At 47.3% G+C, this 14792-nt stretch carries 16 protein-coding genes and 1 tRNA gene; 11 read left to right on the forward strand and 6 right to left on the reverse strand.

The window, feature by feature from the left end:
- Nucleotide 1: 1 nt before the first annotated feature.
- Both H6H02_RS19340 and H6H02_RS19345 read left to right on the forward strand, forming a co-directional pair.
- A complete protein-coding gene (locus H6H02_RS19340; RefSeq protein WP_190820744.1) occupies nt 2-349 on the forward strand; it encodes an HNH endonuclease in 348 nt (115 codons plus the stop codon).
- Nucleotides 350-356: 7 nt separating this feature from the next.
- On the forward strand, nt 357-716 hold the full coding sequence (locus H6H02_RS19345; RefSeq protein WP_190820746.1) for a hypothetical protein: 360 nt from the start codon (nt 357-359) through the stop codon (nt 714-716).
- Between the two features lie 218 nt (nt 717-934).
- On the opposite strand, the gene H6H02_RS19350 is transcribed toward H6H02_RS19345, so the two are convergent.
- The gene (locus tag H6H02_RS19350; RefSeq protein WP_190820748.1) at nt 935-2080 is read right to left on the reverse strand and encodes a site-specific integrase; all 1146 of its coding nucleotides are present in this window, start codon (nt 2078-2080) and stop codon (nt 935-937) included.
- Between the two features lie 150 nt (nt 2081-2230).
- Nucleotides 2231-2303 (reverse strand) — tRNA-Glu (locus H6H02_RS19355).
- Between the two features lie 288 nt (nt 2304-2591).
- On the opposite strand from H6H02_RS19355, the gene H6H02_RS19360 reads away from it, so the two are divergent.
- A complete protein-coding gene (locus H6H02_RS19360; RefSeq protein ID WP_190820750.1) occupies nt 2592-3083 on the forward strand; it encodes a hypothetical protein in 492 nt (163 codons plus the stop codon).
- Nucleotides 3084-3135: 52 nt separating this feature from the next.
- Here the strand turns inward: H6H02_RS19360 and H6H02_RS19365 are convergent, their stop codons facing one another.
- Nucleotides 3136-4821 (reverse strand): iron uptake porin, encoded by a 1686-nt coding sequence (locus H6H02_RS19365; RefSeq protein WP_190820756.1) that lies wholly within the window; start codon nt 4819-4821, stop codon nt 3136-3138.
- A 216-nt stretch (nt 4822-5037) separates the two neighbouring features.
- Here H6H02_RS19365 and H6H02_RS19370 point away from each other — a divergent pair, with 216 nt between their 5' ends.
- The 5 genes from H6H02_RS19370 to H6H02_RS19390 all read left to right on the forward strand — a co-directional run bounded on the left by H6H02_RS19370 (nt 5038) and on the right by H6H02_RS19390 (nt 10100).
- Entirely contained in the window at nt 5038-6015 is a 978-nt protein-coding gene (locus tag H6H02_RS19370) for an aldo/keto reductase (protein WP_190820758.1), read from the forward strand.
- A gap of 258 nt (nt 6016-6273) precedes the next feature.
- Nucleotides 6274-7308 (forward strand): multicopper oxidase domain-containing protein, encoded by a 1035-nt coding sequence (locus H6H02_RS19375; RefSeq protein ID WP_190820764.1) that lies wholly within the window; start codon nt 6274-6276, stop codon nt 7306-7308.
- 97 nt (nt 7309-7405) lie between these two features.
- Entirely contained in the window at nt 7406-8434 is a 1029-nt protein-coding gene (locus tag H6H02_RS19380) for a helix-hairpin-helix domain-containing protein (protein ID WP_190820780.1), read from the forward strand.
- Nucleotides 8435-8457: 23 nt separating this feature from the next.
- Entirely contained in the window at nt 8458-8892 is a 435-nt protein-coding gene (locus tag H6H02_RS19385) for a ferritin-like domain-containing protein (protein WP_190820767.1), read from the forward strand.
- A 239-nt stretch (nt 8893-9131) separates the two neighbouring features.
- Complete coding sequence (locus H6H02_RS19390) at nt 9132-10100, forward strand: FTR1 family protein (RefSeq protein WP_190820769.1); 969 nt, start codon at nt 9132-9134, stop codon at nt 10098-10100.
- Between the two features lie 317 nt (nt 10101-10417).
- Here the strand turns inward: H6H02_RS19390 and H6H02_RS19395 are convergent, their stop codons facing one another.
- Nucleotides 10418-10717, reverse strand: coding sequence for a 30S ribosomal protein PSRP-3 (locus tag H6H02_RS19395; protein WP_190410816.1), 300 nt, complete (start codon nt 10715-10717; stop codon nt 10418-10420).
- A 127-nt stretch (nt 10718-10844) separates the two neighbouring features.
- Between H6H02_RS19395 and H6H02_RS19400 the strand changes: the two genes are divergently transcribed.
- A complete protein-coding gene (locus H6H02_RS19400) occupies nt 10845-11678 on the forward strand; it encodes a TIGR01548 family HAD-type hydrolase (RefSeq protein WP_190820771.1) in 834 nt (277 codons plus the stop codon).
- Nucleotides 11679-11832: 154 nt separating this feature from the next.
- Entirely contained in the window at nt 11833-12306 is a 474-nt protein-coding gene (locus tag H6H02_RS19405) for a peptidoglycan-binding protein (RefSeq protein WP_190820772.1), read from the forward strand.
- A 34-nt stretch (nt 12307-12340) separates the two neighbouring features.
- Here the strand turns inward: H6H02_RS19405 and H6H02_RS19410 are convergent, their stop codons facing one another.
- Nucleotides 12341-12478 carry a hypothetical protein gene (locus H6H02_RS19410; RefSeq protein WP_190820773.1) on the reverse strand — a complete coding sequence of 46 codons (138 nt, stop codon included), beginning with the start codon at nt 12476-12478 and terminating at the stop codon, nt 12341-12343.
- Nucleotides 12479-12645: 167 nt separating this feature from the next.
- On the opposite strand from H6H02_RS19410, the gene H6H02_RS19415 reads away from it, so the two are divergent.
- A complete protein-coding gene (locus H6H02_RS19415) occupies nt 12646-13689 on the forward strand; it encodes a WD40 repeat domain-containing protein (protein WP_242040783.1) in 1044 nt (347 codons plus the stop codon).
- A gap of 467 nt (nt 13690-14156) precedes the next feature.
- Here the strand turns inward: H6H02_RS19415 and H6H02_RS19420 are convergent, their stop codons facing one another.
- A complete protein-coding gene (locus H6H02_RS19420) occupies nt 14157-14459 on the reverse strand; it encodes an RNA-binding protein (protein WP_190820775.1) in 303 nt (100 codons plus the stop codon).
- Nucleotides 14460-14792: the final 333 nt, after the last annotated feature.

A 14792-nucleotide genomic window follows, 5' to 3' on the forward strand; every position in this document is an offset into this window, starting at 1 on the left:
AATGCCAATGGATCGCCGCCTCTATCCGGCCAATTGGAATGCGATCGCCTTGCAAATCAAACAAGCTGCTAATTGGAACTGTCAAGAATGCGGCAGGGAATGCCGCCGCAAAGGGGAAACACTTTCGGAATTTTGCACGCGCAGGAATCAGCCCTGGGACGAAGTTGTGGAGCATCCCCAGAGATTCACCCTCACAGTGGCTCATTTGGATCATGTTCCCGCTAACTGCAACCCCTCCAACCTAAAAGCCCTCTGCTCAGGGTGTCACTGCCGCTACGACCTCAAAGCCATGCCACTAAAGAAGCGGCTCAAACGAGAACGACTCGGTCAGCTATCGCTACCAATTTAGGATCAATATGGAAAATATCCAGACTGTCACTGATGAATTTTTGTGCAATTTAGCAGAACACTACGTGCTGAAGAAATACGCTCCAGGTGAAATGATCTACTCATGGGAAGAGAGCCATGACACCACGAACCAGATTGCAGAAGACTATATAGATAGTTGCAAAGTTGTTAATGCAAAGGTAACAGAACGCAATGACGAAATTCAAGAATACGCAGTAGAAGTGACAACTGACATCATTATCATCACTGAAGGGAACAGCGACGATAATGAAGCTAAAAATCTTGAAAAAATTGTCATTCAGTGCGAGATTGCAGCGGATTTTTTGACAAAAGAATTGTTTGTTGAGAACGCTTATGAGGATGGATAAAAATTGTCGTGACACTGTCGCGACAATTGGTCAAAATGGTTCTCTAATTTTGGGGGTTTAGGGCGATCGCTTGGAACTTTTCCTAACTAAAAAATACTTTGACCTCAGTGAAGGACTTGATGAAGCAAAAAGGCTCTTGGCGCTTTTATCCATCAGTCACTATCACGTAAGGGTCAAACTGGTTTTCAGGTCAGATAAAGATGTTTGGGGTTTATACCTTAGTCAATTTGCTGTCGAAAAGCTTGTTGATTTAGCCCTAACACGGGAGCTTTTGGGCGATCGCTCCGCAGCATCAGCGCCTCAAACGCCTTCTGGTGGTGTTTATCTGTAATCCAATGGTGGTAAGTATCGGTATGGACCTGAACGCTGTGCCCCATTTGTTGAGCTGCCAGCGTCAGGTCGAGACCGAATTCTAAGGTTCGTACAGCCCAGCAGTGCCGCAGATCATAAAGCTTAAAACCGGGTAGCCGGGGGTTCAGGTATTTTGAGCAGGATTCCCCAATCCGAGTATTACTTCGGTCAAGGTCGATATTTGGCAGTCGTACCTGTTCGATTTCAAACTGATCGTGCCACTCAGGGTAGCAAGGCCACACGCGACGAGCGCCGGTTTTGCCACCCAAAACACTGATCACCTGCGAACCCGCTTTAATTTCGTTGTAGTCCAAATGGAAAGCTTCGTGGGGTCTTAATCCATAGGTTGCAATCACCCCACAGACCCACCGCCACGCTGGATTTTTAATGGCTGACCAAGTTTGGGCAATTTTAAGATCGTCTGGCAAGTCACGCGGAGAAACTCTCCGCGGCGAATATCTACCAGCGTAGGGGCGAAAATCGTAATCCAAGCCTGCGAACTTCGCTAGGGCATTCGCCACCATACACACCCGTTTTCTAGATTTACTGTCGGGTGTCGTCGCCAGTACCAAGGTTTTTAATAAATCAACGGACAGCAACTCATCTTGTGGCAGCTGTCGCAATACTTTTAAGTAATCTCCCTTCCAGGTTGATTCGCTTTTATCCGAGCGTCGCCGGCGGTGGAAATAATCAGCTTCAAAGCGTAAAGTCCAATCGGCTACGGTATTGGCATTCTCTCTCTCAGCTGAGGCTTTTAGGTATGGCTCCCAGCTAAATTCCTTGCAGTCCAATAGCGCCCCAATTTTTCGGGCTTCCTTCTCTGCTTCACTAAGGCCAGTGGGATTCGCGTGGATGCCCAAAGCCAGCCGCTGCTGATAAGGGATCTGCTTTGAGGAAGAAGACTTTGGCGGAAACGTCGCCCGAAGATAAAGTCGATTCCCTTTAATCTCAATCTTCGCTCCGACTTTCGCGGCTTTCAGTCGTCCGTTGGCTTGTGCTAGTTTTTCGATCACGCTTGCCTAAAATCCAGCCTAGTTTTTTAAGTATATTTAGGTCTATTTAAGTATGTTTGAGTATATTTCATCCATGCCACAAATACTAAAATCGCGTCATTGCAAGGTTTTTAAGGCTTGCGATGACGCGATTTCGTTGTGCTTTTCGGATACCCCCAGGGGAATTCGAATCCCCGTCGCCTCCGTGAAAGGGAGGTGTCCTAGGCCTCTAGACGATGGGGGCCTGCTCCGTTGCACTTTTATTAATTTAGCCAATTGAAAAGATTTTGTCAATACCTGAACGAAAAAAATTTCGCGGGAAGTAAGACAGGCAATTCGGAGCATTAGGGCATGGGGAGAGCGATCGCGTTAGCGTAGTGACTGGGTAAGCAGCGAGGGTATGCGGCGATAATTTGCCGCCCTGTAGCTGGGAGAGCGATCGCTTTGGACGTAATTTTAGTGAAAAGTCCGATCGCTTCAGCCAGAGCTGCTAGAACAATAGTAGTCTTTAATTTCTATCTCCTCACATTCCATGCTGACCCATCACCGCAGACCTGTCTGCCTATCACTTGTATCTACTGATATGCCGGTTTGGTCTACCATTGAAACCGCTGCTACCTTGTATCAGAAAGACCAGCAGCGTTTTCATCTACTGCTCACCGAACCAGAAATCCGGGATTGGGAACGTTCCGATGAAGCGTCTGATAGCGCCAAAGACCAACCGCCAGCAACTCCCCGACTTTTGTGGTTGGAAATTTCCCCTTCTAGGGTGATCATGACCATGCAGGGAAACGGCAAGTTGAGTTATCGCCACCTCTGGGAACGAGGCATTTATGGTCTCAGCCGCTATTGGTTGCATAGCGAGTCCTTAGCCGCGCATGGGCAGGTGCGTCTGCGAAACTTTACCAAAAGTTTGACCCTAGAGGGGCGTATGTTACCAGAGCATCTGCGGCTGGAATATGAATTATGGTCGGAGAAAGTCCAGTTGGGGAGCTATATCCTGAATCTGGAGATTCATCATTAGTCATTCGTCCTTAGTTGCGACTCCCCAACTAAGGACTGATGACTTCCAACCCTTAGAAAGTAAACGTTGTTCGGATAGTACCAATCACCAGATCGTCATTAGCCGCATTGTGATCGGGAGCGGTGAGCCAGATAATCCCTGGTGTGATCGCGATGTTATCCGTCACCTGGTACTGATAGAACGCTTCTAGGTGCAATGAGGTATCTGAATCCTGAATCCCTAACTGGCTAAGGCTATTAGCCCGATTTGTCACCTTTGGCTCCATGCCAACAATCACACCTGCCAAGTTGCCGGTTTTTCCCAAGTCAGGAAATGCCAACGTTAAAGCCCAGTTCCAGATGTTGGCATCTCCTAGCGCGATCGCCCTCGCCGCCGTGTAGCCAACCCAACCCCCAACAACAAACCGGGGACTAATTTGAAAAGAGGCTTCTACACCGTAGGAATTGCTAACCACTGGAAACCCTAACGGATTTAACTCATTATTAAGGTTGGCGTCATTGCTGCCAGTTTGCGGGTCATTTTTATAAGCGTGAACATAAGTCAATCCAATGCTGGCGCGATCGCTGGGTTTAAATAATACTTGCGCTAGTGCCCCGTAAGAACCATTGAACAATCCGTTTCCAGATTCTGGATTCTCCGCGTCACCGGCTAAATAGCCTAGGCTCAGTTCCAGTTTGTCGTTGAAAGCGTGCCGAATGCCAATACCCGCCCCTTCAACCAGGTAGTAAATGGAAGGACGGGTTCCGAAGCGCGATAAGGCACCGCTGCCACCGTCGCCATCCAGGTAAGGGTTGACGGTATTGGTAAAGTCTTCTGCGCCGCTGGCATTAGCAGCAACCACGACTTCTGTATTCTGACCGACGGGGAACTGGTAAAGCAGCTCATCAATCACGACATCACTGCTAGTATCGCCCGTAAAAAACAGGTCGCCTTCTGGGGTAAGGGTACGTTCGGAAAGCGAACCCAATCCTTCAGCTTGTAGTCGAGTTCTCAGGATGTCTCGACCTGTAAAGCTAGTTTCTAAGTTTAGGCGCGTCCGATGCCCAAAGATTGCCACATCATCGATCGGCTTACCATCAGCATTTTCCCCGGTTGCAACACCTGCAACCCCAAAAATCGCTTCTCCAGCAAGTTTGGTCGTGGTGGAAAATCCAATCAGTTTCAGTTCCGCAGTCCGCGCTGTTAGTTCATCGACTTTCCCGCGTAGCAAGGCAAGTTCAAGGGTATATTCTTCTTTTAAGCGCTCCAATATCACTAAGTCTTCTTTAGCAATGGCGTCTCCGTTCGCCACAGGCAGTACCAGGCCAATTTGGTTGAGGGCAAGATTTAGGGCAGCGGCGAATTCATAGCGGCTCAAGGCTCGATTGCCACGGAAGGTGCCATCGGGATAGCCAGCAATAGTTCCATATCGCTCTACTAAAGACCGCAGCGCCTCATACGCCCAGTCACCTGGTTGAACATCCTTTAGTTGGGAAACGTTAGTGACTTGGCTCATGGGGTCATCAACAGAGTCTTCCTGCGCCGAGTCTGGCTGAGTGTAGCCGTTGATTTGTTCTAAAACGCTGGATGATGACTTTGGGAGATCATCGACGGGCAGGACAACTTCCGGGGTGTCAACAGAAACAGGATTTTCTGGCGTTGTCGGAATTTCAGACGCGATCGCTTTCCCACCGACAACCAGGATTGCTCCTAAAACTGCTGAGCTTACCCACTGAGGATTCTTTAAGATTTTGCACATCTTTACTCTTCACACCACTTAAGCTTCTCCCCCATTCTTCATTGTCAGATGCTTTCTAACATGAAGAGAGAGAAGATTTGTTTTATTTCAGCCAGAGTGTTCCTTCGTTGAAATTTCAGTAGCGATCGCATCCGATGAAACAACCAGAATCATTGCGATCGCAAGCAGGATTCGCTGCTAAAACAAAGAGTAGAAGCACTACTCTATAAAATCACCATGACACCGAAAACAACGCGCCGTGCTTTCTTAGCCACTAGCATAGCTGTAGCAGGAGGAATTGTCGGCACTGCGGCGTTGAAAGCAAATCAGACGCCAGCGGAGTCATCCCAGTCGCCGCTAACAGGCACCATGCCAGAACGGGAATTGGGAAGTACTGGGGTGCGTCTCCCGATTCTCGGTTTGGGAGGTGCTGGTCAGACACCATTATCCTGGGAAAATTCGGAAGAGAAAGCGATCGCGCTCATTCAAAAAGCTTTAGATTTAGGAATTCGTCACTTTGATACAGGGGCAAGCTATGGCCCTAGCGAAGACTATCTAGGAAAGGTGCTACCTGCACATCGAAGTAAGTTGTTCCTGAGCAGTAAGACAGCTATCCGTGACCGAGATGGGGCTTGGCGAGAGCTGGAGCGCAGTCTCAAACGTCTGAATACAGATTACCTTGACTTATGGCAACTCCATCATGTCTCTTTTGAGCAAGAACTAGACGAAATTTTTGGGCGCAACGGTGCAATTCAGGCTTTGGAAGAGGCAAAACAGCAAAAGCTGGTGCGTTTCGTTGGCATCACTGGACACCACGAACCGACAATCATTGCTGAAGGCTTGCGCCGTTATGCCTTTGACACAACACTTATTCCCATAAATGCTGCGGATAAACACCATCCGCGCCCGTTTATTCCCGCAGTGCTACCAGTGGCGCAGGAGAAAAAGATGGGTGTGATTGCCATGAAGGTGCCAGCTTATGGGCGTCTATTTAAGCCGGGAGTGTTGGATGGAATGCATCAAGCGTTGGGCTACTCGCTGTCAGTTCCAGGTGTGCATTGTGCAGTCATCGCCGCTGAAAACCCTGCACAGTTAGAGTCAAATGTCCAGATAGCGCAGGCATTCCAACCACTTGCTGAGAGAGCGATCGCAGAAATTGAGCAACGCACTGCTGCTGCTTGGGAGGATAATACTTTCTTCCGCGCTTGGACTTGATTGTTTTAACCGCAAAGGACGCAGAAAAATTCGCCCTCACGACGATTACCGAACCTCACTATCGAAAAAACGGCGATGAAAGTCGCACGACGCCTTAATGCTATGTATGCACTGTCAAAACTAGGCAAGCAATTTTACTAACGTTTATCTTGATTTACTTATTGAGAATAATTGACAATAAATGAACAGAGTTTTATACTCTTCTGGAATTATTTACAAACTTTCCTCAATTGATCGGCGCGAACCGTCGATCGTGTCATGCCGAAGAACCCACTACTATTACTACAACAAGGAAAACCTTTGAGCCGCCGCAAACTGCTGGCACTCGGATTAGCAGGAGTCGGTGTGACTGGTGCAGCGTTAGCCGGAGGTAATGCTTTACGCTTGGCTTTACCCGGTCTCAATAAAAAACAAACGCAGCCCGTAAGAGTGCCACCAGTTGCGAGCGATATATCCGTCGATCCGAGTGGCGTCAACCCAATGACGGTGCTACGGGATTTTGATTATGGCACCATTAAGCAGGAAAATGGACGGAAAATCCGGGAATTTCGGATTGTTGCAGAGAATTCCATGCTACAGCTCAATAGTGCGGTTTCTTTTAACACCTGGACTTTCAACGAGCGCGTACCGGGGCCAACATTACGGGCAAAAGAAGGCGATCGCATTCGCGTTCTTTTCCTCAATCAAGGTGGACATTCCCACTCAATGCACTTTCATGGCTTCCACCGCTCTGAGATGGATGGAGTGCGTCCGGTGCGCCACGGAGCCGCGACAATTTATGAGTTTGATGCAGAACCGTTTGGCGTGCATCTGTACCACTGCCACACAGAGCCGGTGACGCGACATATTGGCAAAGGGCTGTACGGAATGTTTATCATTGACCCTCCAGAAAGCCGTCCACCTGCGGATGAAATGGTGCTGATGATGGCTGGGTATGACGTTGATGAGGATCGGAAAAATGAGCTGTATGCCTTTAATGGTCTGCCGGACTATTACATGATGCACCCGATCCAAATTTACCAAAATCAGCTGATTCGCCTATACGTTCTGAACATGATTGAGTTCGATGTAGCGGCGACGTTTCACCTGCACGCCAATATGTTTCAGGTGTATCGAACTGGACGAACTCTGACTCCTACAGAAGAAACAGATGTGATCACAATGGGTACCGCCGAACGGCATATCCTAGAATTTTCTTTCCGGTATCCGGGGAAATATATGTTTCATCCCCATCAAGACCAGATGGCAGAACACGGTTGTATGGGTCAGTTTGAAGTGATCGGCTCTGCTTAGTAGAACCTTTCGCAAAAAATAGTTGATATAGTTTTGCAACTACTAGATAATAAACCCCGGAATCTGAATTAAAAAAATGTCTCAAAACTCTTCAATGATGCCTTCTTTTTGGTCTTTATCTTTTACTGTCGCGATCGCTGGTTTAATCGCTCTCACTAGCTGTGGGAATGCTTCAACTACCAACAACACCGCGTCCCCAGCAGCGAGTCCCTCGACCGTAGCTTCCCCTACAAGTACCACAGAAACGGCTGCTCACAATCACAGTAGTGGGAAGCAAATCAACATTAACACGGCTATTCTCTCCGAATTAGACAAATTAGAAGCAAAATTAGGCATCCCAGCGCTGTCTAATAAAATTCAAGCAAGTCGTCCCTACGGTAGTCCTGAGGAATTAGTTACTAAAAAAGTAATTAGCCAGGAGCAATATGACCAAGTGAAAGACATGGTCACGATTCAGGATGTAGTGCTAACAGGGGAAGCCAAAGACGTTGATTATATGACCAAGTTGGGTTTGATGAAAGGTCATCTCTTGGTTGCCAGAGAACTGCTCGATCAACAAAAACCCGACCAAGCGGAACCTCACATTGGGCACCCGGTAGAAGAAATCTACGTGGATGTAGAAGACCAACTTAAAGAACGCAATGTCAAAGAATTTAAGACAACTTTGATTAGCCTGCAAGATTTAGTGAAGTCCAAACCCAAGGATGCCAGTGTGAAAACGAGTTTCACTCAATCCACAGAGGCTGTGGACGCGGCAATCCAGGCTTTACCTGAAACACAACGCCAGTCTCCAAAGTTTGTGCTACAGACGATCAACGGGTTGCTAGATGCGGCGAATGCAGAATATGGAGCCGCGATCGCTAACGGCAAAATCTCCGCCGCGATTGAATATCAAGACTCGCGGGGGTTTGTTAACTACGCCGACACTTTGTATAAAGGGATCGCCGATAAAATGGTTAAAGAAAATCCGGAAGCCCACAAAGCGATCGCAGACAGCATGACCCAATTGAAAACTGCTTGGCCCACCGCCATTCCCCCGGCGGCACCCGTCAAGACTCCGGAAGAGGTGAACCAGCTAATCAAGACCATTGAGAAGAACGCTCAAACTGCGATCGCAAAGAGTTAACCATCTACTACATCACCGAAAGCATGAAAGAGCTTGACCAAAAAAAGACCATTGACCTGCTAAACACCATCATGGAATTTGAGCTGGCAGGAGTGGTACGTTATACCCACTATTCCTTGATGGTAATTGGCCCCAATCGGATTCCGATTGTAGAGTTTTTCAAGTTGCAGGCAACCGAGTCTTTGACTCATGCCCAACAAGCAGGAGAAATTTTGACAGGTTTAGAGGGACATCCCAGTCTGCGGATTGCTCCCATAGAGGAAACCTATCAGCATTCGGTGCAGGACATCTTGCGGGAAAGCTTCAATCATGAAAAGAAAGCGCTAGACCTCTATAAAACCTTGCTGGAGACGGTTGCAGATGCCAGCATTTACTTGGAAGAATTTGCCCGCACGATGATTGGCACCGAAGAAATGCACACCATAGAAATCAAAAAGATGTTGCGCGACTTTAGCTAATGGGTAATGGGTCAGCAGGGTGTTGAGTTTTGAGTTTTGAGTTAGAAGAAAGTTCTGATAGTGCTTCTCGTTATGTGAGGTACATTCTCAAAACTAGAAAGCTTGAGCATCGTGAATTTTGGAGTCCCTCACTGGTGTAATAACTGCGATAATTCAAAACTCAAAACTCAGACGAGATAAATCGCATCTCTACAACTTTTCCCCGGCTCCCAATTCCCTACTACCAATTACCAATTGTTATGGATTTTAGTTCTGCGCTACCTACCTTTGCGATTACCCTCCGGGAAGGCGTTGAAGCTGCCCTAGTGGTAGGAATTGTGCTGGCTTGCTTAAAAAAAGCCAAGCAGAGTTCCCTGAACCCTTGGGTTTATGGAGGGGTTGGGGCTGGACTTGCCGCCAGTGCCTTAGTAGGCGTTCTGTTAGCCTGGATAGCTCAAGCTCTCTCGAAATCCAATCAACCGTTTGCACCCGTGCTGGAGCCACTTCTAGAAGGTGTATTCAGTGTAATCGCGATCGCAATGCTCAGCTGGATGCTCATCTGGATGACTCAGCAGGCACGATCGATGAAAGCATCTGTCGAAGGAGCCGTTACATCGGCTCTGAGGCAAGAAGGGGGTTCCGGTTGGGGGATTTTCAGCCTGATTTTCATCGCGGTTCTGCGAGAAGGTTTTGAAACTGTTCTGTTTATCCTTGCCAAATTCCAACAAGGTTTAATTCCCGCTTTGGGTGCTTTAGCAGGCTTAGGAGTTGCCGCTGGGATTGGCGTTGCTTTATTCAAGTGGGGAATTCGGATTAATATCCGCCTATTTTTCCAGGTAATGGGCGTTTTATTGATTTTAGTTGTTGCGGGTTTAGTCGTCTCCTCGTTGAGCCATTTTGACTCAGCAGTTGCTACCTTAGCTCAGATGGATCGGAAGTCAGAAGCTTTGTGTTTCTATTACGAACGGTTTGCTAAAAATCCCTCTTGTATTTTGGGACCAATGGTTTGGAATACGACCCAAATCTTTCCCGATGACAAGTTTCCTGGGCTACTTTTTAGCGCCTTGTTCGGATATACCGATAAGCTCTACGTTGTTCAAGCAATCAGTTACGTGCTGTTTTTGCTTACCATCGGGGGCATTTATTTCCGCAGTATTACTGGACGCACCAGTGTAGCAGCAGCAAATGGTAAATCGGCACAAAAACCGATTAGCTATCGGCAAGAATAGAGCCAGTTGTAAGATTCTAGAGATTGGTATAGAGGTAGTCAAAGAGAAACCCGTTTTCTGAGAAGAAAACGGGTTTCTCTTTGTTCGGATTGTTTTAGCGACATACCGATTGTCCCACCGCTTCAGGGTGACAGGAACAATACGCCCTATACAAAAATGAGCGATCGCCAGTTGCTAAGCACGAAAGTCTAGCCTTAGAAAAGAAATTGCTAACCTCTTTAGTCACATAAAGGTTAGCTTATCTCTCTTGCTCAACTCCGAAGTGCTTTGGCAGCAGGACAAAAGCATTAAACTCTGGCAGATGCACAGGAGAATTCTTAAGCACTACCTGTGAAGGCGACTTCTGGAAATTTTGCCTGAGCATCAGACATAGAACGGCGTTTGCCTTCTTCTTGCCAGTAGTTAATCACTTCTGTCGCTTTGTTGAGCAACGCGACGCGCTCTTGATCGGTAATCCAATGCTTAGCTTCCAACTCATTTTTTAGCTGTTCCCAAGCATCGTTCCGAGGCCAGAAAAAGTAAGATGTCAGAGGGCTGGTGCCTTTGCCTACTACTTGGTCAACTGCTAGTGCAACGTTCTCTTCCAGCCAGAGAACCTTTAAAATAAACCTCGACAATCACACCTCCAGGGAAGCCCCAGGCTTGTTGAATACTCTACAAACGACTATTTTACACCTAGGCGATCGTGGATAGCTATGTGTTTGCTCATTGGATATTTTAATTGGGATTGGGAGGTGCTTTGCAGTGGTTCAAGAATCTAGTTGCCCAAGTTTAGTCGTTTTCGATATTGACGGTGTGGTGCGAGATGTTGGGGGATCTTACCGACGGGCGCTGGCTGATACTGTGGAGCAGTTTACTGAGGGTGCTTACCGACCAACTCCAGAGGAAATTGACCGGCTGAAGTTGGAAGGGATGTGGAATAACGATTGGGAGGCGTCCCAAGAGTTGGTATATCGTTACTTTGAAAGTTCTGGACAGAAAAGATCGCAACTGAGCCTTGATTATGACGTTTTGGTTGCTTTTTTCCAATCCCGATATCGAGGGCCAGATCCGCACCATTGGACGGGTTATATCTGTGATGAACCGCTGCTATTACAGCCGAGCTATCTAGAGCATCTGACAGCGGCTGGGATTCCGTGGGGATTTTTTAGTGGTGCTACTCGGGGATCGGCTAATTATGTTTTGGAGCAACGCCTGGGTTTAAAGTCGCCATTACTGATTGCGATGGAAGATGCTCCGGGTAAACCTGATCCGACAGGGCTGTTTGCGGCAGTACAAGCGTTGGAAAAAAGCTCTCCAATTCCCCCCTCAACCCCGGTTATTTATGTGGGAGATACGGTTGCTGATATTTACACGGTTGAAAAGGCGCGATCGCGTAGCGTCTCCAAAGGAGAATCGCTCCACCCTCACCGGCGTTGGATTGCAGTGGGAATTTTGCCACCCCACGTTCAGGAAACCCAGCAACAAAGGGATGCTTATGCAAATGCTCTCAAGGCTGCGGGTGCTGCTGCGGTTTTCAGCAATGTGCAGGAGTTGACACCTGTGCAAATTTTACAACTGGTTAATTCACCAGGATGAGCGCATCGTGTAGCAACGCCCGAATGGGTATTGCCTCATACCAATGGGTGAGCGGTTAAGGTGAGTTTAAATACACCTAGCAGGGCGAAGGGGAAGCGGGGCTGCCATCAGTAGATTGGAAGCGTAGAAACAACACTTCCCAGGAAAATTCATCATGCAATCCACCAATCAATTTGAAGCCATCACTCCTCAAGCCGCGGCTACCAATGCCATTAAAAAGCCAGTTTTGCGTAGAGGTTCCCGCGATCGCGCAGTGGCTGAACTACAACAACTCCTCGCTTATTGGGGCTATTATGCCACGCCTTTCGATGAACTATTTGACCTCCCCGTTGAAAATGCCGTGAAAGCTTTTCAGCACCGCGTCTTTCTAGTAGAAGATGGGATTGTTGGCGCTAAGACGTGGCAAGCTCTTTACTCTGGTGCCCCCGTTAATATGCCAGAACTAAAGCTGGGTAGCCGTGGCGAAGCCGTTAAAACCCTTCAGAAAGTCCTACAGTTGATTCCTGATGGTATCTTTGGGCCTATCACCCAGAATACTGTGAAAAGCTTCCAAAGCTCCCGTGGCTTGGTCGCAGATGGAATTGTCGCTTCGCGTACTTGGTTTGAGTTGAGCAAGCTACCTCACTAAGAAGTTGCCGAATTGGGATGTGGTGGCAATCCTTTTAACCCCCATCCCTAGCACCGAAGATGGAACTTTCAACCAGCGCGATCGCTCTATAAGTCTGAGAAATAAGTCTTAGGGCGATTCGCTGACGCGATCGCTGGGCTTCACACGCTGGTTGTTCGATCGGGAGTCTCAACTAATGCAGAGAATCGATAAATTTTTACTCAGAAGACAGCTTCTGACCGCAGAGAGTATGCGGAGCGGGTATTGCCATCTATATTAAGAAACAACCCGTAAAATTCTGCAATTACTGCCCATATTCAGCAGATGTGCAAAATTTCTTCCCATTCGTCTCTTATTTTTATGTTTTCTCCTCAAACTAGGACTTTCGTCGGTACGGTAGGCGCGCTCGCCACACTCATCGCTACGAGCTTTACAATTTCACCCACTAACATCAAGGCAAACGCCGCTCCCCTTGATGCTTCTGTTGCAGTAGCGAACCTAAACGCTTGGGAAAACGCTCAGCTAGAACGCACCCTCCGAGGGCATTCAAATTGGGTAAATGCTGTCGCCATCAGTCCCGATGGAACAACTTTAGCCAGTGGCAGTTCTGACAACACGATTAAACTTTGGGATCTTTCCAGCGGACAAGAAATTGGCACCCTTACGGGGCATTTCAAACCGATTTTTACAATTGCATATAGCCCCAATGGGCAGCTTCTCGCCAGTGGATCTCATGATAATACAATCAAAATTTGGAATCTTTCTACAGGGCAAGTAATTCGCACTCTCAGGGGGCATTCTAGCTCAGTTGATTCGGTCGTTTTTAGCCCCGACGGGCAGTTTATTGCCAGTGGGGGTAAGGACGACACGATCAAGATTTGGAATCTAACCTCCGGCGAACAAATCTTAAGCCTAACGGGGCATTCTAATGGGATTGATGTTGTTGCCTTCACTCCAGATGGGCAGACCCTCGTGAGTGGTTCTGAGGACAAAACGATTAAAGTTTGGAACCTATCCACAGGTCAACTAATCCGCACCCTCAGAAAACATTCAAATGCGGTTCATTCCTTGGCAATCACCCCAGATGGACAGACGCTTATAAGTGGGGGTTTTGACAAAATCATTTACCTTTGGGATATGACTACAGGTCAGCTCAAGGGTCGCCTTAGAGGGCATGCAGACATGGTTTATGCAGTTGCTATTAGTTCGGATGGACAGTTTCTCGCCAGTGGGAGCGAGGATAGAACCATTAAAATTTGGAGCCTGAAAACTGGGAAACAAATTACAACCCTCACGGGTGATTCTAGCGCAATTTATTCCCTCTCCATTAGCCCTGATAGACAGACGATTGCAACGGGTAGTTATGACAAAAATGTGAGAATTTGGCGGACACAGGGACTTTAATTGAATAGCCCTGAACTTTAGTCCAAACTTTAGCTCTAAACTAAAGTTTGGACTAAAAGCTTAAACTCGTTGAAACGGTTTAAAGCTCACTCGCTAAGCCTTATCTTGACATACCTTCTCACCGTGGAATTTATTTCCAGGCTCCTTATGTCAGTGCCATTCACTTTAAATCTATATTCAGAAAAAGGAATCTTTCCTCCCAATCTCCTCACCGAAAAGCAGGGAGCAGAGATGAGAGTAAACTGTACTGCTTCTAAATGAGAATTACGATAAATTTCACTCGTTGACGTGCATCTTGAATCGCCACACTTGAGAGACCTACGCCCAAATAAAAAAGCTTAAGCATTTATGCTTAAGCTTTTTTAAGTTAAATACGAGTAACTGAAACTAATTAAGCTTACAAATTACTCCGCCCTTTGTGAATCAACTTTTGCAAGGACGCATTCAAAGGGTTCAGCTTCTAAAACTTAGTAGCGGCGAGAAAAGCTGTTGTTTCCGCGACCACCACCACCAGATGGGCCTCTATCTTCTTTGGGCTTCGCCTTGTTAACTTTCAAGTCGCGACCCATCCATTCAGCGCCATCAAGCGCTTCAATGGCAGCTGTTTCTTCAGCTTCACTACCCATTTCAACAAAACCAAAGCCGCGTAGACGACCTGTTTCCCGATCGGTGGGTAACTGGACGCGTTTTACAGAACCATATTCTGCAAAAACTCCAGTGAGGTCTTCTTGCGTAACTTCGTAGGATAGATTGCCTACATAAATAGACATAGATTGTCTCCAAAATCAGAGGGGTGTAGAGATTTGAATTTCGGAGAGAAGCCTGTCAAGACCAAAAGGAAAACACCTATCAATACTATAAACAAACACTGCAACCGAATTTATTCTCACCTATTAAGGTAGCACAAGGGATTCTGAAATGGGACATTTGGCATCTAAGTTTTCCCACAAAATCTCCAAACTTTCACTGAGCATGACTTATAGCCCACATTCCGCGGGTTTCAAACCAGTAGGTAGTATTTCTGGCAAGCCGCCCCCAGGAAGCGGAGAATGCGCTGCCGTTCTTCGGTCAAATTGACCACTTGATGGAGGTGGTGCATCTCT

The sequence above is a fragment of the Coleofasciculus sp. FACHB-1120 genome, assembly GCF_014698845.1.
Lineage (GTDB): Bacteria > Cyanobacteriota > Cyanobacteriia > Cyanobacteriales > FACHB-T130 > FACHB-T130.

Excerpts from the sequence above, each read along its gene's own strand:
- H6H02_RS19340 (WP_190820744.1), top strand. The coding sequence starts at position 2 with ATGCCAATGGATCGCCGCCTCTATCCGGCCAATTGGAATGCGATCGCC.
- H6H02_RS19345 (WP_190820746.1), top strand. The coding sequence starts at position 357 with ATGGAAAATATCCAGACTGTCACTGATGAATTTTTGTGCAATTTAGCA.
- H6H02_RS19360 (WP_190820750.1), top strand. The coding sequence starts at position 2,592 with ATGCTGACCCATCACCGCAGACCTGTCTGCCTATCACTTGTATCTACT.
- H6H02_RS19365 (WP_190820756.1), bottom strand. The coding sequence starts at position 4,821 with ATGTGCAAAATCTTAAAGAATCCTCAGTGGGTAAGCTCAGCAGTTTTA.
- H6H02_RS19370 (WP_190820758.1), top strand. The coding sequence starts at position 5,038 with ATGACACCGAAAACAACGCGCCGTGCTTTCTTAGCCACTAGCATAGCT.
- H6H02_RS19375 (WP_190820764.1), top strand. The coding sequence starts at position 6,274 with ATGCCGAAGAACCCACTACTATTACTACAACAAGGAAAACCTTTGAGC.
- H6H02_RS19380 (WP_190820780.1), top strand. The coding sequence starts at position 7,406 with ATGCCTTCTTTTTGGTCTTTATCTTTTACTGTCGCGATCGCTGGTTTA.
- H6H02_RS19385 (WP_190820767.1), top strand. The coding sequence starts at position 8,458 with ATGAAAGAGCTTGACCAAAAAAAGACCATTGACCTGCTAAACACCATC.
- H6H02_RS19390 (WP_190820769.1), top strand. The coding sequence starts at position 9,132 with ATGGATTTTAGTTCTGCGCTACCTACCTTTGCGATTACCCTCCGGGAA.
- H6H02_RS19405 (WP_190820772.1), top strand. The coding sequence starts at position 11,833 with ATGCAATCCACCAATCAATTTGAAGCCATCACTCCTCAAGCCGCGGCT.
- H6H02_RS19415 (WP_242040783.1), top strand. The coding sequence starts at position 12,646 with ATGTTTTCTCCTCAAACTAGGACTTTCGTCGGTACGGTAGGCGCGCTC.
- H6H02_RS19420 (WP_190820775.1), bottom strand. The coding sequence starts at position 14,459 with ATGTCTATTTATGTAGGCAATCTATCCTACGAAGTTACGCAAGAAGAC.